At 29.5% G+C, this 24,499-nt stretch carries 15 protein-coding genes; all 15 read right to left on the bottom strand.

The features are described 5' to 3' along the window. Positions 1 to 5: 5 nt before the first annotated feature. The 15 genes from trpD to OCV55_RS00085 all read right to left on the bottom strand — a co-directional run bounded on the left by trpD (position 6) and on the right by OCV55_RS00085 (position 24,386). Complete coding sequence (gene trpD, locus OCV55_RS00155; protein WP_147579455.1) at positions 6 to 1,013, bottom strand: anthranilate phosphoribosyltransferase; 1,008 nt, start codon at positions 1,011 to 1,013, stop codon at positions 6 to 8. Further along, positions 1,006 to 1,584, bottom strand: coding sequence for an anthranilate synthase component II (locus OCV55_RS00150; RefSeq protein WP_032090621.1), 579 nt, complete (start codon positions 1,582 to 1,584; stop codon positions 1,006 to 1,008). The genes trpD and OCV55_RS00150 overlap by 8 nt, the downstream gene beginning before the upstream one ends. After that, on the bottom strand, positions 1,568 to 3,040 hold the full coding sequence (locus OCV55_RS00145) for an anthranilate synthase component I family protein (protein WP_147579454.1): 1,473 nt from the start codon (positions 3,038 to 3,040) through the stop codon (positions 1,568 to 1,570). The genes OCV55_RS00150 and OCV55_RS00145 overlap by 17 nt, the downstream gene beginning before the upstream one ends. A 366-nt stretch (positions 3,041 to 3,406) precedes the next feature. Continuing rightward, the gene (locus OCV55_RS00140; RefSeq protein WP_147579453.1) at positions 3,407 to 3,862 is read right to left on the bottom strand and encodes a glycoside hydrolase family 125 protein; all 456 of its coding nucleotides are present in this window, start codon (positions 3,860 to 3,862) and stop codon (positions 3,407 to 3,409) included. A 54-nt stretch (positions 3,863 to 3,916) separates the two neighbouring features. Then, on the bottom strand, positions 3,917 to 4,024 hold the full coding sequence (locus OCV55_RS00135) for a glycoside hydrolase family 125 protein (protein ID WP_147579452.1): 108 nt from the start codon (positions 4,022 to 4,024) through the stop codon (positions 3,917 to 3,919). 735 nt (positions 4,025 to 4,759) lie between these two features. Then, the gene (malQ, locus tag OCV55_RS00130) at positions 4,760 to 6,226 is read right to left on the bottom strand and encodes a 4-alpha-glucanotransferase (protein ID WP_147579451.1); all 1,467 of its coding nucleotides are present in this window, start codon (positions 6,224 to 6,226) and stop codon (positions 4,760 to 4,762) included. A 124-nt stretch (positions 6,227 to 6,350) separates the two neighbouring features. Continuing rightward, positions 6,351 to 11,978: a beta-N-acetylglucosaminidase domain-containing protein gene (locus OCV55_RS00125; RefSeq protein WP_147579450.1), complete on the bottom strand. Its 5,628-nt coding sequence runs from the start codon at positions 11,976 to 11,978 to the stop codon at positions 6,351 to 6,353. A 253-nt stretch (positions 11,979 to 12,231) separates the two neighbouring features. Then, positions 12,232 to 17,100 (bottom strand): discoidin domain-containing protein, encoded by a 4,869-nt coding sequence (locus tag OCV55_RS00120; RefSeq protein WP_147579449.1) that lies wholly within the window; start codon positions 17,098 to 17,100, stop codon positions 12,232 to 12,234. A 151-nt stretch (positions 17,101 to 17,251) separates the two neighbouring features. Next, positions 17,252 to 18,088 (bottom strand): PRD domain-containing protein, encoded by an 837-nt coding sequence (locus OCV55_RS00115; protein WP_394802841.1) that lies wholly within the window; start codon positions 18,086 to 18,088, stop codon positions 17,252 to 17,254. A 5-nt stretch (positions 18,089 to 18,093) separates the two neighbouring features. Next, positions 18,094 to 19,527: an N-acetylglucosamine-specific PTS transporter subunit IIBC gene (nagE, locus tag OCV55_RS00110; RefSeq protein WP_032090624.1), complete on the bottom strand. Its 1,434-nt coding sequence runs from the start codon at positions 19,525 to 19,527 to the stop codon at positions 18,094 to 18,096. A gap of 127 nt (positions 19,528 to 19,654) precedes the next feature. Beyond that, positions 19,655 to 19,861: a hypothetical protein gene (locus OCV55_RS00105; RefSeq protein ID WP_199596391.1), complete on the bottom strand. Its 207-nt coding sequence runs from the start codon at positions 19,859 to 19,861 to the stop codon at positions 19,655 to 19,657. Positions 19,862 to 20,071: 210 nt separating this feature from the next. Continuing rightward, positions 20,072 to 20,551, bottom strand: coding sequence for a DNA-deoxyinosine glycosylase (locus tag OCV55_RS00100; RefSeq protein ID WP_119364354.1), 480 nt, complete (start codon positions 20,549 to 20,551; stop codon positions 20,072 to 20,074). Further along, positions 20,538 to 21,206 (bottom strand): HAD family hydrolase, encoded by a 669-nt coding sequence (locus OCV55_RS00095; protein ID WP_032090626.1) that lies wholly within the window; start codon positions 21,204 to 21,206, stop codon positions 20,538 to 20,540. The genes OCV55_RS00100 and OCV55_RS00095 overlap by 14 nt, the downstream gene beginning before the upstream one ends. 1 nt (position 21,207) lies before the next feature. Continuing rightward, positions 21,208 to 22,371 carry an MFS transporter gene (locus tag OCV55_RS00090; protein ID WP_032090627.1) on the bottom strand — a complete coding sequence of 388 codons (1,164 nt, stop codon included), beginning with the start codon at positions 22,369 to 22,371 and terminating at the stop codon, positions 21,208 to 21,210. 80 nt (positions 22,372 to 22,451) lie between these two features. After that, positions 22,452 to 24,386: an MATE family efflux transporter gene (locus tag OCV55_RS00085; protein ID WP_175301630.1), complete on the bottom strand. Its 1,935-nt coding sequence runs from the start codon at positions 24,384 to 24,386 to the stop codon at positions 22,452 to 22,454. Between the last annotated feature and the right edge of the window lie 113 nt (positions 24,387 to 24,499).

The raw sequence follows: 24,499 nt of genomic DNA, 5'->3' as shown, positions 1-24,499 counted from the left end.
CGCTCCTATTTGTTTGATTCTTTTATAAACTCTTCTAGTTTTTCATTTGCCTTTCCACTATCAATCAACTTTGCTGCTAAATCAATTCCTGCTTGTAAAGAATCAACTTTACCACCAATATATAAACCTGCCCCCGCATTCATTAAGACAGCTGTTCTAGGTCCACCTTGTTTACCATTTAAAACATCTCGTGTAATTTGAGCGTTTTCTTTTGGAGTTCCTCCAACAAGTTCATCTTTTAAACATCTTTGTAAACCAAATTGTTCAGGTGAAATTGTATATGTTTTAAATTGATTCTCATTAATTTCACAAACAAAAGTTTCATTAGATGCTGAGATTTCATCTAAACCATCTCTTCCATAAACCACCATAGCTCTTTTAACCCCTAAATTACTTAAAACTTGAGCAAGTGGTTCAACTAATGATCCATCATAAACTCCCATTACTTGATAAGTCGCTCCTGCTGGATTCGTAAGTGGTCCTAAAATATTAAAGACTGTACGAATACCTAGTTCTTTTCTTACTGGTGCAACATATTTCATCGCTAAATGATAGTTTTGAGCAAATAAGAAACAAATATTAATATCGTTTAATAATTCCTTACTTCTTTTTTCATTGATTGTAATATCCACTCCAAGAGCTTCTAAACAATCTGCTGCGCCACTTTTTGAACTTGCCGCACGATTTCCATGCTTAGCAACTTTAACACCACCACTAGCAATCACAATAGATGAAGTTGTAGAAATATTGAAAGAATTTGATCCATCTCCTCCAGTTCCTACAATTTCAAGAACATCTTGATCATTCAATAACTTCACACAATGTTCTCTCATGCCTTTAGCACTTGCAGTTATTTCATCAATTGTTTCACCTTTTAATGAAAGTGCTGTTAAATAAGCAGCCTTTTGAATATCAGAAGCTTGATCATCCATGATCTCATTCATACATTCATAAGCTTCTTGATATGTTAAATCTTCTTTTTTTGATAATTTAATAATTGCTTCCCTAATCATTTTGTATCTCCTTTAAAAAATTTTCAACTATTTTTTTACCTTCTTTTGTTAAAATCGACTCCGGATGAAACTGTAACCCATAAACAGGATAGTTTTTATGACTGATTGCCATGATTTCACCATCATCGCTTTCCCCTATAATCTTCAAACATTCTGGTAAATTTTCTTTTTTAGCAGCTAAGCTATGATATCTAGCCACTGCTGTCTTTTCCCCGATTCCCTTAAAAATTGGATTTGTAGTATCTACTTTAATTATTGAAGACTTTCCATGCATGACGCTTTGAGCATAACTTACTGTTCCTCCAAAAGCTTCAACAATTGCTTGATGCCCTAAACAAACTCCCAAAATAGGATATTTCGTATAACATTTTTGAACAACTTCTTCAATAATACCCGCTTCACTCGGTTTCCCTGGACCTGGTGAAATAATAATACATGATGGCTGAAGTTCTTCTATTTCTTCAACTGTCATTTCATCATTTCTTATAACCTTGATATCTTCATCGATTGAACCTATCAATTGATAAAGGTTATAAGCAAAACTATCATAATTATCAATGAGTAGAATCATAATCAATACCTCCATCTGCCATCTTGATTGCTTCAACAACCGCACCTGCTTTATTTAAACATTCTTGATATTCATTTTCAGGAACACTGTCATAAACAATTCCTGCACCACTACAAATAGAAATTTCATTATTTCTTTTATAAGCTAAACGAATACCAATACATAAATCCATATTTCCTGTAAAATCTAAATAACCAATCGCTCCTCCATAAATACCTCTTTTATTTTGTTCTAATTGATTAATGATTTGACATGCCCTGATCTTTGGTGCTCCTGATAAAGTACCTGCAGGAAGTAAAGTATCAACTGCATCTAAAGCATCATATTCTTCTTTAATTTCACTGCTAACAACACTTGCTATATGGATAACTTTTGAAAACTTTAAGATATCCATATAAGATACCACATGTACACTATTGAATTTAGAAATTCTTCCTAAATCATTTCTTCCTAAATCAACGAGCATATTATGTTCAGCTACTTCTTTTTCATCTTTTAATAAATCATCTATTAATTGTTGATCTTCTTGATCATCTTTTCCTCTTTTTCTCGTTCCAGCAATTGGAAAAGTTGTTAACTTTGTTTCCTCCAATTTAATTAAAGTTTCTGGAGAAGCTCCAGCTACTTCAATATTATCACTTGCAAAATAGAACATATAAGGTGATGGATTCGTTGTTCTTAAAACACGATAGCTATCAAATAATGAACCTGTTGCTTTTGCATAAAGTCTATTTGATAAAACAACTTGGAAGATATCACCTTCTTTAATATAATCAATACCTTTTTCAACCATTTGACAATATTCTTCTTTAGAGAGAACTGGTTTAAAATCTTCTAATAATTTTAATGGTTGAACAAGTGTTTTAACATGTTTTCTAATAATATAATCTAATTCATCTAATTCTTTGATTCCTTTTTTATAATTCTTTTGTAAATCATTTGTTCCAATATTAACAATTAAAATCAACTTTTGCTTAAAATGATCAAAACAAATAACTTTATCAAATAACATTAAATCAACATCATTAAAACCATTATCTTTTTGATTTTTAATAATTGAAGGTTCGCTATATTTGAAATAATCAAAACTAAAATAACCAACTAAGCCTCCTGTAAAAGTAGGAAAACCCTCTAATTTTAAACTACGATGTTCATTTAAAACTTTTCTAATATATTCTTTGGGATGTGTCACTTTAAAAATCTTATCATCCACTTTCATCATCTTGTTATAACAAGTAATTTCGCTTTTAGGATCAAATCCTATAAAAGTATATCTTCCCCATTTATTTTTATCTTCATGACTTTCTAACATATAAACATGTTTAGAATATTGTTTTAATTTTCTCATTAATTCTATAGGTGTAATCATGTCACTATAGATTTCTTTTTTTATTGGAACTAAATCATACTGACTAAGATCCATTTCTTCTAACATTTCTAAACTTGGATAATACATATAATTCCCCCTAATAATTAAAAAAACCGTCTTGAAAGTTAAACTTTCAAGGACGGTTATGTCCGCGGTGCCACCTTGATTCATGATACACTCATGCACTTTACTAGATGCTATCACATCTATGACTACTTACGTAAGCCTTACGTCAAAAAATACTCAGCTAATGCCTTTCCTTTTGCCCTCAGTGGTCCATTTAATAGACTGCGTTCTGTTTGCTTCCACCATCCAAACTCTCTATAAGTGCACGTTCTATTTTTATCTCCACTTCATCGGTTTCACTTATTGTATGTATTATAAATCGGTTTTAAAAATAAAGTCAACATTATTAAATAATGTTTTATTTTTTGTACACTTAGGCATATCCTTTTATTTTACAAAATATGTTTGATATACCAATTCTACAAACAATGAATTAGCCCATGCAAACCAAGATCTTGTATATTCACTTGGTTCATCCTTATTAAATCCCTCTTGACATAATCCTTCATTATTACTTGTTTCTAAAATCAAATTAATCATTTTTTTAGCTTCTTCTTTAGTCCCTGTTAATCCTTGTATTGATAAAGCAATATGCCAAATATAATTTTTAGGAGTATGTGGACTACCGATACCACTTGCACAGGTTCCTTGATAATAATAAGGATTATGATGACTTAAAATAAATGATCGTGTATGTTGATAAAGTGTATCCTCCTTTTTACAATAGCCTAAATAAGGCATAGAAAGTAAAGATGGTACGTTAGCATCATCCATCAAACAATAATTACCAAAGCCATCCGTTTCATGAGCGTATATTTTTCCAAACTGAGGATGTAAATAAATTCCATAACATTGAACTTATTTATTAATAAGTCCAGCAATTAGATCTGATAATTCTTAATCTTGAGCTACAAAAGGTAAATAGTGATTCACTTGAGCTGAAGAATCTCTTAACCACATGGCGGGAATGTCTCCTGTAATGATAAAAGTTTCATCATCATTCATCTTTTTTAAAGTTGTTTCAATTGTTTAAACATTTTTAATAATTGGAGATTGTCTTTTAAAACATAATCTGCCTCTTTTAATACTTTTTCTATTTGTATTGTCCTCATAATTTTCTCCTCTTTTTCTTATTATATAATGAAATAAGAAAAATATATATTTTAAATTATTGGTAAAACATCATCCTTTTCTTTATTCAATCAAATTTTATTTTATAAAATAAAAAAAGACCTTTTGGTCTTTACCTCAAGTCCATGTACAAATTTAGAATGTTGTTGTCAAAAAAATATTTAAGGAAGAAAAACCTGTTCATGACTTGTCTACGAAACTTATTATATTTTTTTCTTTTTAAAAATCAATTTTATTATCATAATTTAAAAAATAAAAGCGATTACATCTCCTAAAATTTAAAAAAAGTAGTTTTTATCGCTATTTTTTAGGATATATAAATAATAAGTATGGTATTTATTTCTACAATTATTTCATATAGAAATAAAAAAAGACCATTCGGTCTTAACTTCAAGTCTATGTACAAATTTAGAATGTTGTTGTCAAAAAAATATTTAAGGAAGAAAAACCTGTTCATGACTTGTCTACGAAACTTATTATATTTTTTTCTTTTTAAAAATCAATTTTATTGTCATAATTTAATAAATAAAAGCGATTACATCTCCTAAAATTAAAAAAAAACCGCTTTTATCACGGTTTTTTAGGATATATAAATAATAAGTATGGTATTTATCTTTTAGCTTTCTTTAACATTTTTTGAATTATTTGTATTTGATTTTGATAATCATCAAATGAAGTAAGTTTATAAGACCAGTTATGTGGACCTACTGTCCCTGGTAAATTAATACGAGCTTCTTTGCCATAGCCAAGTAGATCTTGTAAAGGAACAATAGAAACCACTGCATCACATTCAAGTGTATATGCAAGCATATCTTCCACAAGATTTTCTCCTATATATCCTAGCCCCTTCATAATTTCTTTCATTCTTTCTTTATCATCTAATTCTTCATACCATTGTTTAAGAGTAGCATTATCATGTGTTCCTGTATAAACAACACAATGTTGAGGAATTTTATATTTAACTTTTCTTTCATCTTCTCCAAAAGAGAATTGCATAACTTTCATTCCTAATAAATCATAATGATCTCTCAGTTCATGTACTTGTGGACGTAATTCTCCTAAGTCTTCAACAATCATATTAAGTTTAGGCAATTGTTTATAAACTGAATCTAAAAAATGATAACTTGGTCCTTCTATCCATTTTCCTTCTCTTGCTGTAGCACTTCCATAAGGAACTGACCAATATGTATCAAAAGCCCTAAAATGATCAACTCTTAAAATATCAAAAATTTCATTATTCCATTTTAATCTTTTGATCCAAAAATTATATCTTGTTTTCTTTAAATAATCCCAATCATATAAAGGATGTCCCCAGAGTTGGCCATCTTTTGAAAAATAATCAGGTGATGCTCCAGATACGAATTTAGGATAAAATTTATCATCTAATTGAAAACATTTACGATACTCATAAACATCCGCAGAATCATCACCTACATATAAAGGTAAATCTCCCATGATAGATATTCCTTTTTGATGTGCATGTATTTTTAATAAATTAAATTGTTTTACAAAAATATATTGAAGAAATTGAATATAATCAATTTCTGCTTCTAATCCTTCATTACTTCCTTTAATATTTTGATCTTCATCATTCCAATCTACCCAAGGTAAACCTTCGTTTGCTTTATTTAAAGCCATAAAACGCGCATATTTTTTTAACCAAAATGTTCCTTTAACAAAAGTACGATATTCTTTCTTTAATTCTTTATCTTTTAAAAAAACTTGATAAGCTTTTCTTAAATAACGATTTTTAAATAAACGTACGCGTTTATAATCAACTCTTTTTAAATCTTGTAAATAGTTAGGAACTTCATCTAACAAATGCCAATCTTTTAAAAGTTCTAAAGAAATATATATTTCATCACCAGCAAAAGATGAATAAGGAGTATAGGGTGAATTCCCGGAGCTTGATGGATTTAATGGTAAAATTTGCCAAATAGAAAAACCTGCTTGAGCAGATAAGTCAACAAATTCATAAGCTTCTTTTCCTAAATCCCCTATTCCATGTTTTCCTGGTAAACTAAATAATGGTAACAAAATACCAGCTTGTCTTTGATCAAGTGCTTTTAATTTCATGATTTTCACCTCTTCTTTAAATATACCATAAAAAAAGCGTTTTCGCTTATGAAAACGCTATCTTTTTTAGTTTTAAAATGAAAAGGTTCTATTTTCTTAATCTTGAAAATAGAAACCTTTTATTTTAGTCTTCTTTTGTTCTTTTTCTTAAAGATACATAAACGATTGCTGCCATTAATGCAAATGTTGCAAATGTCCATGCAGATGTTGAATCACCTGTTTTCACTTTGTTATTTGTTACAACTTGAGGTTTATGAGCAGGTTCATTTGTATCTGTAGTGATTGTTGGTGCTTTTTCTAATGCATTAATAGCGTTTTGTAATTCACCTACAAGGGCATCGACTTCTTCTTGTGTCATTTCTGATGAATTTTCTAATTTCTTAGAAATTTCAGTAACAACATCTATTAATTTAGAATAAGATGCTTCTGTATATTTTTTACTATCTAATTGTTTAATTTGATCTAATAAACCATGGATACCATCTAAATTACCACGTTTAACAAGTTTTTGAGCAGCTTCTTTTAAAGTATTAGTTAATGCTTGAACGCCATCACTTGTGTTTTCATTTTCTAAAGCAGCTTTTACATCATTGTAAACTTTTTCAAATTCTTTCCATGATGATGCTGTATAATCTTTTTCTTGATATTGATCCATTAATGCTTTTAATGCATTTACTTCATCATCTGTTGCTTTTAAAACTAATTGTGTTCTTGCATCTTTTAATTGTTTTAAAGCTTCATCTAATTGTTCTTTTGTTGCATCTTCTTGTTCGATTAATGTTTGTGCATTCTTTAATGCTTTTTTAAATGAATCAGCAGTAAATGTTAAATATTTATTTGTATCTAACTTATCTAATTCATTTGATGCAATATAATCTTTTAACTCTTTTTTACTTACTGATACTTTTGTTACTAATTGAGCTTTTGCTTTTTGTAAAGCATCTACCATATCAATAACTTCTTTTTCAGTAATTGTTGCTTCATCCTTTTTAATGAATTCTTGAGCAAGTTTCACTTGATCTTGTAAAATAGCCCATGTTTCACTTGTATAATCTTTTTCTTTTAACTTGTTAATTGTATTAAGTTCATCTTTAACACTTTGAATATCTCCACGTTTAACAAGATTTGCATAAGCAACTTCTAATTCAGCTTTTGCATTTGTAATAGCATCTAATTCACCAGCTTGTTTATCTAAAACTTTTTGAGCTTGTTTTAATGCCTTTTCAAATTTTTTATAAGAATCTGCTGTATATTTATTTTGTTTAACATCTAAAAAATCAATATAACTTTGTAAATCATTAGCTGCTGTTGAAGCATATTCATCATCATTTAACATAATAACTTCTGAAATTGTTGGAATTTGATTTTCATCCCATTCAATCTTTAATTCATAAACGTTTCCTTCAGGCATATAGAATTCATTTAATGATTTTTTAAGAGTTCCAACTTGAACCCATTTCTTTCCATTTTCACCATCTACAAGAACAGATACTCTTGCATTTGAAATTTCACCTTTTTGAATAATATGCATTTTCTTAACATCTAAATCACTTGATAATGTATAAGTAATGCTTCCAGCTTCTTTAGAACCTGGTCTATAAGCTGTAGATAAATCTCCATCAAACATATATTGAGGAATAAATCCATTTGCTTCTACAGTTGAAGAAGTATATGTTGGATCATTTGAAACTGGTACATATTCTCCATCATTGATAACAATTTCATTGAAAACAACAGCTCTATTATTATTTGTTGCTGTCATTAAGATCTTTAAGTAACGTGCTTTAACATTATTAGCAGTTCCTTCTACATAGACTTTATTTGGATATGTGCTTGATGCTTTATAACCTGCATCTGAATCAATACATTTAACCCCAGCATCATTTGTATTTTCAACACCATCTCCAATAGTAATAACTTTTGTCCAGTTTTCTAAATCATCTGATACTAAAATATCAGCATCTCTAATATAGTTAACTGCACTATCTTGGCAATACATTTGAATTTTAGAAATTGTTCTTTCTTGTCCTAAATCATAAATAATATATTGTCCTCTTTGTGGAAAATCACCAAATTCTGTTGTTGAATCGATATTACCATCAAAAGCAGCACCATTATTTCTAGTATCTTCACCAACACCCCATGAAGGATTAATATTCATAGTTGCTTTATATAAATATGGTGCTGTAATTTCATTTGAATGTACTTCAAAATGATTAATTGTTAATTTAATAGCTTTGTCTGTTTTATTAATCAATCTTACATATCTTCCATCTGGAAGTTCTTTTTCTTGACCTGTTACAGTTGTCCATTCAACACCATTTTTTGAAACTTGTAAAGTTGCTCCTTGACCATTTTCATAATCAATATTGAATGTACTTAAATCTTTGATTCTTGATAAATCAACACCAACGTATTGACCTTTTTCTAAAGTAATTTCTTGATTATAGATCAATTCTGTAAGTGCTTCTTCACTTTGTGAAGCTAATCTATAATCTGTATTTGTATAAACATTAGCATTATTGAAATCCTCATCTGGATTATATGCATTTACTGTAAATTCAGAGAAAATAACCCATACAGCTCTCTCTTCTTCATTCACTAAACGAACATAACGTGCTTTTAAACCATAGAAATTTTCATCAATTGTATCTTTTCCATTAGCTATACCTTGATATGTTTTATAAGTAGTCCAGTTTTGGTTGTCATTAGAGTATTGTAAACTATATTTTTCCCATTTATCTCCTGCACTGCGGTCTCCACCGATAACTGCATGAATTTTACCAATAGCTGTTTCTTTACCTAAATCCCAACCAATATAATCACCTTTTCTTGTTCTATCACCTGAGGTTCTAAAATCTAATGCTGTTGAACTATCACCATCTGTTAAATTAGCTACTGTTCCTTGATAAATTCCCCATGTATCTGTATACATAAATGTTGCATTGATTTGTCCTGGATCAGCCATTTTAAATGTATTGACTTTCCACCAATATCCTGCTGTATTACTTTTTAAATTTAATTCTAAGTTTCTAATACGAACTGCTTTTGCTTTAATATTTTGACTTGATACATCTAATTCAACAGAAGCATCACCATTATATTCTTTTAATACTTTCCATGTTTGACCATCCGTTGTATATTCAATGACATATTTTGTTGATTTATCTGTTCCTGCATCTTGTCCAAAATAAATTGTACCTAATGTTTTTGCTTTTTTGAAAGTTAATGTAATACTTGCATCAACTGGTAAATAATCTTTAATTTCTCCACCTTTATAAGGACTTTCAGCAAAATGAGCATAAGTAGCATTACTGTCATCTAATAAATTATTTAAAGAACCACCTTTAAGTGTCAATTTATCGACAGATAATGTACCTGGATCTTCTTCAGTTACTACTTCATCTGCATTAACAGCAATATCTCTAATACCTAACCAAGTATTCGCTTTATCTTCAGTAGCAATCATGCGAATACCTTTAACCCCTTTTAAATTTAAGTCAGTTAAAGCTACATCATTTGGTAAAGTATATTCTTGATTATCTAAATCAACCCATTTTTTACCATCTGTTGTATATTGCACTTTAGCTTTAGAAAAAGTATCTTTTGAATTTGAATTTGTTCCTAATCTAAAAGTCACTCTATCAATATCAATTGCTTTTGAATAACTAACGCCTACATAAGTTCCTTTACTAATTGTATTTGGTGTTTTATAAACAATTTCAGTATTGGCTTTATTATCGAATACATTATCAATATTACCTGTTGGACTATCATTACGATTTGTAATAAATTTAGTGACTTGTTTATTTGGATCAACAATAGTTGAAGCAATATCTCCTAAATAAGAATCCATTGCTTTAATAAATGGTACGATATGTTGTACTCCTACTTCTGCATATTCTAAATGATCAACATAATTGAATCCATATGTTTTTGATTTTTCGAAAGCAGCTTGTCCAGTAGAATATAGATCCCAAATCTTATCATTAGCTTCTTCATCTTGTACAGCTTTAACAGCTTTAAGATAATTTATTGCTGCATCTGCTGTATCATCCCAACAGTTTAACCAATATACAATTTGATCTTTTATTCTTATATCACCTGCTTGTGCTCTATATGTAGCACTAGCATTTTTTAAGATTGTAAATTCATTGATCAAATCTTCAAATTGCTCATCACTGATTGTTGTTCCATTTGTAAGAGCTTCTTTGAAGCTTGTTAAACGATCTTTTAAATCTACTGATTCTTGTAATGCTGTTACACGACCATCCATATTTTGATTGATCATATGTTTTGAAAGTTCTCTTAAAGCAGCTGATGCTTGAGTTTCAATAGCGCTATTATGATCGACATATTTAAAGGAAGCATTCCAGCATTTTTGAGCTTCTTCTTCACTTTGCCAAATATTCCATGAGTAACATGCATTCCCAAAAATTGCAACTTTACTTGGCTCAGATTGTTGCATTGGATTTAAAACGATTCCTTGAATCTTATTTGGATCTACACCAGGGTGTAAAAATGTTGTATATCCACCCATAATTAAGTGTTTTTTAGAGTTATCTGTACATGGCCAGTTGATCCACATATAAGGGCCACGCCCTGCATTATTTGTAAAAGTTGTTGTGAAGTTATTTGTAACTTCTCCCCATACTCTACCACCAGTCATAACGATTTGAATATTTGCTGGGAAATTTTGATAATAACTTTCACCATTATACATATATTCTTGTGTACAGAATGGTAATGTTAATTTTAAATCTGGATATGTTTTTTGCATTTCTTTTAACCATGCTGTCATATCAGTTAATGTTTTTGTATAGTTAGCACCACCAACATTTCCAGCATCATCTGCTAAAATAGCAATTTGACGAACACCTGCTTTAATAACTTGTTCAAATTTAGCTTGTAATACTTTTAAGTCTGCTTGATAGTTTTCTTCACTATTATACCTGATGGCATTATACATATATGGATGTAATGCAAATACAAAACGACATTTTGATTTATTTCCTGCTTCAGCAAGAGGTTTGATTTTTGTTTCAATTTCTTCATCTGTATAAAGTTCACGCCATTTGGAGTTATGTTTAGGATCATCTTTAGGAGCATAGAAATAAGAATTCAACTTGTAGTATCCTCCCCATTCCATTAATTTCATACGATCCGTTGTAGACCATGGATTTCCATAATAACCTTCAATAAATCCACGACTAGCAACATTAGCATAATCTTCCATTGTAAAATTACGGATATTTGTTCCGTCTAATTGTTTAAAGATATGATACAAACTTGTAAGACCATAAAAAGCCGCATCTGTATCTTTACCTAATACTGTAATTGTCCCATTATCAACTTTTAATAAGTATGAATCTAATTGATCAAATAATTGGGTTGTTTTTACTGAATAATGTTCACCAACATATTGATCAACATATTGATTTGAATCTTTAATACCTACTAAAATGTTTGTTTGGTCTTCTTTTACTTCTTCAGAAGTACTTGCTTTTATATTTTTAATAGCTAATACTTCATTCATTCTATCCTTTGTATATTCATCAATACCATCTTCATAAACAACATTGACAGTAGATGTCATATCAAATGAACCATCTTGATAATCCATCATATGAGGATTTGGATAGACTTCATAATCATTTTCCAAAGCACTGACGATTGGATAAGAGTGAATACATCCAATTGACATTAAAAATGCAAGTGCTAGAGAAACAATTCTCTTTACCTTTTCTTTCATATTCTTCTTCCTTTCTTATTTACATTACTGCTCCCTTAAATGAATAATGTAATCTTAATTTGCAAATACAAATCAAAAAATAAAGACCAAATAAGATACACTAAAAAAGTGTAAGTTATTTGGTCTTGCCTACTTAAAGTAACAATCCGTATTTACATCCTGTATTTTAACATACACTCTTTGTCTATGCAAGGGCTTACAATAAATTTGTCTAGACAAAATAAATACCACTACTTAATAGTGGCATCTATTTTTATAATTCTTCTTTTTTTACTTTTTTAATACCTAACCATGACATGAAAGCCATTAATACAAATAAAATAATATTTGTTTCATCACCTGTTTTAGCAGTTGAAGATCGTTTTTTATCATTTTTAGTAGTAGAAGTAATTACTTGATTATCTTTAGATGAAGTATTTCCTTTTGAAGTATTATCATCTTTAGTAGATGAATCTACTTTTTTAAGAGCATTCATAGTTTTTTCTAGATTAGAAATAGCTTCGTTTATTTCTTCTTTTGTAGCATCTTCTTTAGCAGATACTTCTTTTGCTTGAGTTAATGCTTCTACCAGTTGTTTCCATGAATCTTTTGTATAATCTTTTTCTTGAAGTTGATCAGCTTTACTAATCAAATCAGTTAATCCAGATTTATCATTAAGTATAACAAGTCCATTATAAGCATCTAATAATTTTTGATACATATCATTGATTTCATCTTTTGTAGCATCAAGATTACTTAAAACATCCTGTGCTTCTTTAAGAACAGTTTGGAATTGTTTCCATGAATCCTTTGTATAATCTTTTTGTTCAAGATTTGATAAATCATCAACGAATGATTTTAATTTTTCATTATCAACAGATAATACAAGTTTTACCATTGCATCTGTTAATTGACGTTTCATAATTTCAATTTCATTAGCGTTAGGATTTTCTGCATTGACTAAACCTTCAGCAGCTTTAATTGTATCCTGTAAATGATTCCATGAAGTAGATAAATATCCAATATCTTCCATAGCTTTAGCTTTATTGATAACATCTTTTAAACCATCAACATCTGCTGGTACATCTGCACGATGTAATTTAATTTCTGCAGCACTTCCGTTATTATTAACAGCTTCTACGTAGTATAAACGAAGATGTTTTGTTTTTACTGTATCAAATTCAATGACTTTTGTAGATGAATCACTTGATAAATTACCTTCTTTAACTGTTTTCCAATTAACACCATCATCACTTATTTCAATACGATATTTTGTAACATTTCCATTTTTACCAGTTTGACGAGGAACATATGTTAAACCATTGACACTCATTTCTTCTTTATTTTCAAAAGCAATCCAATGAGGTGTTGATAAATTCCAATCTGTATGCCACATTGTTGATGGATTATCATCTAATACATTTTTAGGATCTGATCCATCATGTTGATAAGATGAAGCAGTTGCTGTAAGTTTGCTTTTATCAATGTAATTGACATTAACTTGTGATTTTAATTGTAGTTTAGTAAGTGCTTTTGTAAGTTCTACTTCATATTGATCGACTGTATCTTGCATTGATTTAGGTAATTCTCTTTGAATCATATCAATAACAAATTGCAAGTTTTTAACAGAATCTTCTGTATAAATAGATAAATCTTTTGGAATTGAATTTAAATAGTGATCTACTCTTGTATAATTTGCTTTTTTGTAATCAATTCCATTTACTAATTCTTTAATTTCATCTGTAAGAGTTGAAATTGTTTGTTCATTTGGATCATATTCTTTTAAAGCAACTTTTGCTTCTTTTAGTTTTTCTTGTAATTGTTTATTTTGTGATTCTTCTGCAATATGACTTGCACTTGTCACTAAATAATCTAATTCCATTGTTGAAGCAAATGATTTTTCTGAACCTAAACGAATATCATCTACATATCCTTTAAAGGCATGTTCTTTACTTCCAATTCTTTCCATTGGAATCATCATTGTTGCTTTTAATGGTCTACCATTTACTTGTTCATCATCTCCAAGTGTATCTACAAGTTGACCATTTACATAAAGATCAATAACTTCTTTTCTATTTTTAAATTCTAATTCAACCCATTGATTAACAGGTAATTCATAATTAAATGAATAGTCATGATTTTCTCTACTTAATCCAACTTTACCTGTTCCTTTTTGAACAGCTTTAATTGAACCATAGCTACTTTCAAATAAAATTTGTTCTTCTTCACTTGATGATTCACGTTTTACTTTTACACGTAAATCATTATTTAAACCAACTGTATCTAATGAAGTTGTTGCATAACTTGTATCTCCTAATAAGCGCAATGCATCATGACTATCTAATGATGCAAGTTCGATATTTTCATGGCCTTTTAATTGATTAAGATTATCTAAATCATAATGAGCAATCATACCATTTTCATCTTTAGCTGCTTCATAACCAAAATTTGTACCTGGAGCATCCCCCAATGTTGTTCTTAAACTATTAGCTTGATCTAATGTTTTATCTCCTTTACCCCATAATTTAGCACCAAATAATGGAATTGCATTTTGTAAACGATCATAAACATCATATTCACTAATACCATTTTCTAAATAGTCTGTCATATCGTTCCATACAGCAATAGCGCCCCCTAACATTTGTTCATCACCAGCAGGAATTGTGACACCACTAATCGAGTTGATTGCTTGATTATATAAAATGTTGCTATTTAAATAATCATAGTAATATCCAGCATTAGGAACAATATAATATTGTGCATCATTACAGTTAATTAAATCATAACCTTGTTCATACATTTGACCCATATTCGCATAACCAAAGTTCCATAAATTCATTTGAACATCTTTACTTCTAACCGGAGTTTTTCCTGAACATTGAGTTAAACTTCCCCAAATACGTACTGTTCTTCCTGAATTTTGTACATATTTTAACATATCATCTGAGAATCGACGATAAGCTTCTTTGTCTGCATTATATTCATCTGCACCCACATGAACTGTTGTTTGTTCATCGAAAACAGGATCACTTGTTGTCATATATTCATCAAAAATACTTTGTACAAATTCTAATGATTCATCATATTTATCTCTTAAAGCCAAATGATCGTTTTCACGTCCGTTTGTCCCATGTCTTAAATCAGGTCTTACTTTTGTAAGTGCTAATGAATGGGCTGGTGTATCGATTTCTGGTACAATATCTACCCCATAATCTCTTGAATCCTTAATAAAATCTTTAAATTCTTTTTTTGTATAGAATAAATCTGTACTTGTTAAATCTTGTTGATTTAAACCATTGTTTCCACCTTTTTTAACATCTGATTCTAATCTAAATGCTGAATAACCTGTCATTGGATCAGCTAAACTTTCAATTGGAATTAAGTTATCATTTAAGTGAACTTGGAAATCGTTCATTTTATACCATGACATTTGTTTAACAATTTGTTTTAAATAATCCATTGTAAATGTTTTACGTCCAACATCTAAAATAAAACTTCTTACTTTATAAAGTGGATAATCTCTTGTTGTCCCACAAGGAACATTTCCTGATTGTTTAATACTTTGTAAAATCGTTCTGGTTGCCCAATAAGCCCCTGTTGTTGTTTCAGCTTTAATATTGATTGAATCATCAATATCCATTAAATATCCTTCATCTTGTAACCCTAACGATTTATCTTTTGTAAGAGCTAAAGTAATATCTCCTGTTTTGCTTTCGCCTTTTACAACAGCAATACTTTTTCCAGTAATATCTTCATAATCATTAGCAAGTGCTTCTGCAGTTTTTTGAAGTGAGCTATCTTTATAAACAATTCTTGCTCCTTTAGAAACTGTATAGTTTCCATGTCCACCATTCCATTCAGCTAATTCTGGTAAAACATTTGGTGCTTTATTCGCTGTTTCATCATTTTTTTGACTACCTGGAACTGTAACAGCAATTTCTTTGAATTTATAATCATTTGTATCATTATCTGTAATCTTGAATGATACTTTAACATCTTTATCACTAATAGGTTGATAAATTGTTAAATCTTCATCAATGATTTGTTCAAAATCAGTACCATTATATTCAACAGTATAACCTTCAACTTCTGGTAAAGTGACTTTTAACTTTTTATCTCCAGTTTTTGGTGTTTCTACTTGAATTTCATTTAAAACATCACTCATTGACATTTTTTCATCAGGATTTCCACCATAAACTTCTAATTCATAAATAGAAATCGTATTCCAAGCAATACCACCATCTGGATCTTCTGAAGTATGTGAATCAACATATAAACGCACATATCTTGCTTTATAGATTTGATCTAAAACAATTTTTTCTGTTAAAGATTTTGGACGATCTTTAAATTCTTTAACTGTTTGCCAATCACTTTCTTGAGGCGTAGATTCAGTATCAGCAATTTGAATCTTATAAGCTGTTGCTTTACGTGTTTCCCAGAATACCTTAACCGTATTGACATTCATTCTTTCACCTAAATCAACATAGATCCAATCTGGTCCATTTCCAACATCACTTCCCCAACGAGAACTACGTGATGATGTATTACCATCTACTGCATTTGCTGCTTTAACACTCGCTGCTTCTTCAGAACTTGCAACTGCAGTTTTCTTTAAAGCGATATTTTCACTTGGATCTTGTACTTTTTCATCCGTATTAAAGATTTTAAATTCTCGACAAGATACATTTGGATAACCTTTAACTGCTGTTACTTCTAATTTAACATATCTTCCACTGACTTTACTTCCTAATAATTCTTCACTGATAACATTTTTATTATCTGTTCTTGAAAGTACTGGTTCTCCCCAATTATTAGGGTCATTTGAAACATAAATATTATAATTTGAAGCATAATTACCTTCATTTTCCCAAATCATTTGGAATTTATTCATTTCAAATTCTTGACCTAAGTCTACATAGGCCCATTGAGTTGGTGCACTTTCAGTTGACCAGCGTGTATCATCATCACCATCTGTTAGGTTTTTTCTCGGCAATGTTCCATATTCAGCTGAAACATAAGACGTTTTGTTTAACGCTAAGTTTTGTTGCGCTGACTCTGCAAAAACAGGAACCATCGATAATACTGAACCCATCGACATCGATAATGTTAATACAGCTGCAACACTTTTCTTTTTCAATTTCATATTTTTCTTCCCTTTCTCTTTAAAAAGAAAAGACCAAACATAAAAACAACATTCAAAAATGCCGTTAATATATCTGGTCTTGCCTACTTAAAGTAACAACCCTTGTCTATACAATAACAAAAAAATACCTCTATTGTCAAACGCTTACATTTTAAATATGACAATTCTTTTTAATATGTATACATAGATATGTCTGTTCATCTGGAGTTAATAGATAATGATATTTATTTTCTATTCGTTTTTTTATTCGATTAATGCATAAGGATAAGCGTATATTTTCTTTTAGCATATCTCTAATATTTTCTGTCGTATCAATATTATTTTCAACATCATTACGAAAAACTCTTTCAGCTAAAAATTTAAGATGTGTTGATAATCTTGCATAATTAATTGAATCTAATTCTAATTGAACATTCATTGTCTGTTCAATCACTTCAATGACATCTCTTACAAAGTTAACAATTTTAGAAGTATTTTGTGAACTATTCTTAGTAGAAAAATTCACTAAATGTAAAGCTATATATCTCGCTTCAGCTTCTTCTAACTGTATACCTATTTTTTCTTTAATAAGTTTTATTGTCCATAAACCTAATTGATATTCATTTTTATAAATTGCTTTCGTTTCCGATAAAACAACATTAGGTAAATCAATTTTTTCTTTTTTTCGTTTAATAGCAAAAGCAATATGATCACTAATTGCTAGAAAGATTTCCCCATAAAATTGGGTATTCAATTGTTCTGTTGCTTTGCTTACTAATAAACTAGTAATCTCATAATAAATAGGTTCAATATCATTGATTCCTCTACGTATACGCTTTTCAACTTTTTCTTTAAAGATATACGTTTTTTCAATCCGTGATTCATCAACTAAATCACCTATCTTTTTTTGAAAGCCGATTCCTGATCCTGTTAAAATAATATCCCCTAATTCATCAGATAAAGCAGCAATACTATTATTATTAAATATTTTTATAATCTTCAATTTCATTTCTCCTACATTAGTATTTCATTTAATATTTCAGCAATAAATTGAACTTCAGTTCCTATAATGATTTGTATTTCATGCTCACTTGATTCAACAATATGAGAAAAATTCATCTTTGATAGAGTCTGTTTATCTATTAGTGAGATATCTTTAACTTCTACACGTAAACGCGTAATACAATGATCAACACTTATAATATTCTTTTTACCACCTAATGCTTCAAATAATTGAATAGCAATTTCATCAAAATTATTTTCGACTTTCTCTACTTTCTTTACCTCATTCTCTTCTCTTCCAGGTGTCATAATATTATAACGTGTAATCAATACTCTAAAAACAATGTAATAAATCAATCCGCATAGAATTCCTAAAGGAATTAAAAATAAAATATTATTAGCAAATGGTGATTTAAAACTTAAAACATAATCTATAAGTCCTGCAGAAAAACCAAACCCTGCCATCCATTTAAAAGTTGCTGCAATAAAAAGCATCAATCCTGTAAGTAAAGCATGGATAAAATAAAGTGTTGGTGCTACAAACATAAAAGCAAACTCAAGAGGTTCAGTCACACCTGTAAAAAATGAAGCCAAAGCAGCTGAAAATAAGATAGCACCTACTTTTTTCTTATTCTCTTTTCTAGCACAACGATACATAGCTAGAGCAGCTCCAGGAAGACCAAACATCATTACTGGGAAAAATCCCGCTTGATACATTCCTGTTACACCTTTAACACCACCGGAAATTGTTCCCCAGAATTTTCCAATATCATTAATACCAGTAACATCAAACCAAAATACAGAATTGAGGGCATGATGTAAGCCTGTTGGAATCAATAAACGATTTAAAACACCATAGATTCCTGCACTTATAGGTCCAAAATTAGCGATTTCTTTTCCAAACCAAATAAAAAAGTGATAACACATTGGCCAAATATCAATAAATATTAAAGATATCAAAAGTGTAATTCCTATAGAAATAATGGAAGCAAATCTCTTTCCATCAAAAAAAGCTAAAAACTGAGGTAATCTTTTTTGATCAAACTTTTGAAAAGAAATAGCCACAATCAAACCTACCAAAATACCAATAAAAGCACTTTGCGTATTATGAAAAGCTAAATCCACAGCATATTCTGGAATTTGTAACATTAATGCGATACATTTAGATGATAGAATTGTTGTCATCATCATATAACAAGCAAGAGCACTTAACACTATTGCTGTATCTCTTTTTTTAGACATTTCCATGGCAACAGCTATCGCAAATAAAATGGGAAGGTTATCTATAATTGCTCCACCAGCAGCAATGAGTAAAGCAGCAATTGGGTTATGTATACCCCATCCAGTAGGATCAATCCAATACCCAATTCCTTTAAGTAGTGCTGCTATAGGCATGATTGAAACAGGTAACATGAGTGATTTACCTAATCTTTGTAAATATTTCATAGTGAGCTCCTTTAGTAAACGCTTACGTATCATACCAAATAATGCTAAGCAGACACATACGGTAAAGATTATTATACACTTGTCTAGTCAAAATAGCTAATAAAAAATACTGCAAAAGCAGTATTTTTTACTTGAACCATTTTTCTATTTTTATACCATATACAATACCAATTGTATCCGCTAAAATCCATCCAATAACAATTGCCCACCAAATCATTTCTACACCAAATGAAGGCGCTAATAAGTAGGCTAGAAGAACTCTTGTTCCAAGTGAAACAATTGTTAGAATCAATGACATTTTCATCTTTTCATATTTTTTAGCTCCAAAATACATTGAAAATACCACTTCCCATACATAAACCAATAATAATAGAAGTTAGAAATGTCATTAATGTATAACTTGATCCAACAGCAGCTTATGCATTACTACCAATATATTTTCCTACAATATAAGTATCAACTATATTATAAAATTATTGTAATAAATTTCCTAAAATCATCGAAATAGAAAATAATAAAATAGATTTTCCTATCTTTCCTTGAGTTAAATCTCTTTCCATAAAATCACCTTCCATTTCTCAATTAATTTTTCAAGTGAATACATGGCATTCGCTGGTGAAGTAGAAGGTAATTGAATAACGGGTAAATTATAATCAAAATATTGATGATAATAACGATTGGCAGCTTTGCCATTAGTAATGATTTTTTCAACAGGACAATTTTTAACAATTAAATCTAAATCATTGACTTTAACATTCGTAATACTCGCATCACTTGATCCTTTAATTTCACAACTTTCAATAACATCCCATAAAGCAAGATGATTTCTAAGTAAAAAAGTTTTCTTCTCTTCAATTGTTTGTGGAACTTCTTCTTGAAATAAAGCAGCTAAAACTTTCCAAAAACGATTTTGAGGATGATGATAAAAAAACTTAGCTTCTCTTGATTTAACAGATGGAAAAGATCCTAGAATAAGAATCCTAGAATCTTGATTATAAACGGGTTCTATATTATGCTTTGTCATCTTTTTTAACAATAACATCTATTAATTGATCAAGAGAATCATAACATCCTACAGTTAAATCAAGAATATCTTTAGAATGATGAATCAAATCAGGAATACAAATAACAGGAATATTTCCTGCATGTGCTGCTAAAATTCCATTTTTACTATCTTCTAAAACAAGGGCATCTTCTTTACTTACCCCTAGTAACTCAACTGCTTTTAAAAAAATATCTGGGGCTGGCTTCCCATGTTGGATTTGGTCACCACCAATAATGGCATCAAAATAATGATCAACTTTAATACTCTTTAAATTAGATAAAACACGTTCATAACGTGTTGAAGAAGCCACTGCCATTTTAATATTTTTCTTTTTTAAATCTTCTAATAAATCATATAAACCTTTTTTTACTTCTAAAGGATGACTATTAAAATATTCTTTTCTTAATTGATCTCGATAATCTTTAATCTTTTGATAAGGATAATCTTCACCAAAAACACTATGATAATAAGCTTTTGATGTCTTTTCATTTGTACCAATCAAATGATAAAACATATCTTCAGTAATTTCATAACCAAACCTTTCATGAGATGTTTTCACTAACATCTTTCCTACAGGTTCTGTATCAATCATCAAACCATCCATATCAAAAATAACAGCATTTAATTCTAACATACTACACTCTCACTTTCTTAGGCATTCTAAAGAAAAGTGTCACTACAAAAGCAATCGTAATTCCTGCAAATAAGAATAAATAGAAACCATTCATTCCTATGGAATCAATAATTCTACCTCCAATTAATTGGAAAAGCATTGCACCTACGCCTTTACCAAGCATAGCTTGAATTCCATAGGCTGTAGAGACATATTCTTCTTTTACTAAAACCATTACTAATCTTACAGTAATCATCGTAAAGAGTACAGTAGAAAAACCTTTAAATACAAAAACATAAATAATCATATTAACAGAAGGTAAAGTTGCATACCATGCAAAATTGATCATTGACATGATAATCGCAAACATCATGATATAACGATAAGGTATCTTTTTAATGATATAGTCTGTTGCTAGAATCATCGGAATTTCAAATAATGTCGCAAAAAGTTGGTAGGTTCCTACTTGTGAAGCTGTTCCACCTTGAGATTTAATAAATAATGATAAATAGTTAAAGTTTGTGGAGCATGCTCCCCAAAAGAAAAAGGAAATCACTAGAAAGAGCATAAATGGTATATTATGAACAAGCTCTTTCATAACAACAACTGTCGATAATTTATTTTCTTCTTTTTCAGGAACTTCTGAAAGCTTTGGATCAGAAACCATATAAATACAAATAATGGTAATTAATGTTCCTAAAATACCAGCTATGAAGTTCGCAAATGGTGAAATATATTGATATAAAAGTCCACTGACTTGTGCCATAATGGCATAACCTACAGAACCCCATAAACGAATCTTACCAAATTGATAAGGTGAAGAAACACCAATACGATCTGTTAAAGGAGTAACAGCATTCATAAAAGATACTGCTAGACCTGATGATAAAAGTAAAATCCAAAAATTACGACTAATTGCAAAAATAAACATGCAAACAATATTTGCAAATGATAATAAAATAGATACTTTTCTTGGTGATTGCCACTTATCTGCCAAGTATCCAAAAAATGGTTGAGTTGCAATAGATAAAAGTGGTGCAAAGGATACAATGTAAGCAATTTGTGAGGCTGACATTCCTATATCTTGACAATACATTGATAAAACAACTGTAAAGGCACCATACCCTAAATAAAAAAAACATGAAATACCTGCATGAAATAAATAATGATCTCTTAATTTACTCATATAAGCCCTCCCTATGTAAAAGACATTATATAGAATATCTTTAAAAGAAAAGAAGTCTTTTCATTTTTTGAAAGACTTCTTTATTTATTTAAAGATTTAACATAGTTACAAATAATATCTTTGATTGTTTCATTCCCTAATTTACAATCTAAACATAAATCATAGTTTGATTTATCACCCCATATTTTATTAGAAATAACTTCATAATAACTTTTTCTAGAATGATCCGATTTATGAATATATCGAAGAGCATCCTCATGACTATCATGATAAATTTCCATTACTTTATTTAGACGATATTCTAAAGGAGCATATAAGAAGATTCTTACTAATTTTTCATCTTCTTTTAAAATATAATCTGCAGCTCTTCCAACAATAACACAATTTCCTTTCTTAGCAATTTCTTTAATAACATTTGATAAAAGAATAATTGAATTTTTATTGATGTCTAATGATAAGAATTGACTATAAATATAATCTTCACTTTCTTTATTACTTACAAATCCATGTTTAAGAGCAAATTCTTTGATTCTTTCTTTATCATAAAATTCAATGTTTAATTCTTTAGCGACTTGTCTCGCAATTTCTTTTCCATTTGTGCCATGTTCTCTTGAAATAGCAATTACTAAATTATTTGTTATACTTTCATTTTTAATAGGACTTATTCTTTCATTATATGATTTTTTCAAGATAATAAGTGAAACAATAACTGTCAACAATTCAGAAATTGGAAATGTCCACCAAACAAGCGTTGTTACATTTTCTGTTAAAGTAAAGAAGTAGGCTATTGGAAATACAAAAATAACCAAGCGAAGTAAAGCAATAATTAAAGGTCTAATGGCATAACCAATAGATTGTAAAACACCTTGAATCGCGACAGAAATACCCATAAAAACAAATCCCAGACTTGCTATATGTAAAGCTGTACTACAAATATCAATCATTTCTTGTGTACTTCCTGATAATCCAAATAATTGTGATAATGGATGAGCAAGAAGTTCAAATAATAAAGTAATCATTAAAGAAACAATGATTGTATCAACAATACCAAACTTAATACATTCATCTATTCTTTTTCTATCTTTCATTCCATAATTAAAAGATAAAATGGAAATAATTGTATTAGACAATCCAAATGCTGAAAATAAAGCAATTTGTTGGATCTTATAGTAAATACCAAAAGAACCAATTAAAATAGCTGGATCAACTTGAGCTAATCCTAATATAGCATTCATTCCTGCCATCATCACTGCAAGTAAACATTGCATTAAAGCAGCTGAAGCACCAATCATATAGATTCCTTTAATTAGAGAAGCATTCGCTTTGATATAACAAATATTTCCATTAATTTCTTTATTTTTATAATAATGAAAATACATTGCTACAAATAAAGAAACAAATTGTCCAATAATTGTTGCTAAAGCGGCTCCCGCAACGCCCATCTTCATAGGATAAATAAAGATATAATCTAAAACAATATTTGTAAGTGCTCCTGATATTTGAGCAATTGTTGAAAAGTGTGTTTTACCTGTTGATTGTAGAAATCTTTCATAGACGGTAAAACCAATAGAACCATAAGAAAAACAACAACAAATTTTAAGATAGGTTGTTCCCATTTCAATAACCTTTTGATTACTTCCAGCAAACAATCTTATAAATTTTTCTGACCCAAATAATCCAAACACTAAGAAAACAACATAAATACAAATACTTAAAAAGATTCCTGTTCCGGCAATCTTATTAACTTTATCTTTATTTTGTTCACCTAAACTTTTAGATAATAAAGCATTAATACCAACACCGGTTCCTACACCAATAGCGATAATTAATAATTGAATAGGAAAAGCTAAAGTTAAGGCTTGATTAGCAATAACTCCATCACTTCCCATGTTTGTTATAAATATACTATCTATAACATTATAGAGAGCTTGTAAAACCATTGATATGATCATTGGTAATCCCATTTTCAAAAATAATTTTTTTAAAGGCACTACGGCCATCTTATTTTTTTCCATCATTTCCTCCTTTTTTGTATAAAAAAATGCGCAAGTACCAATCTCCAAATAGATTGGACTTACGCATTTAGCTACACATCATTTTTACAAAAGCATTATAACAAAAAATCAAA

The sequence above is a fragment of the [Clostridium] ammoniilyticum genome (genome assembly GCF_025566905.1).
GTDB classification, from domain to species: Bacteria; Bacillota_I; Bacilli_A; order Erysipelotrichales; family Coprobacillaceae; genus Faecalibacillus; species Faecalibacillus intestinalis.
The sequence above is the reverse complement of the archived record's forward strand: the minus strand, read 5'-3'. Positions and strand labels throughout refer to the sequence as shown.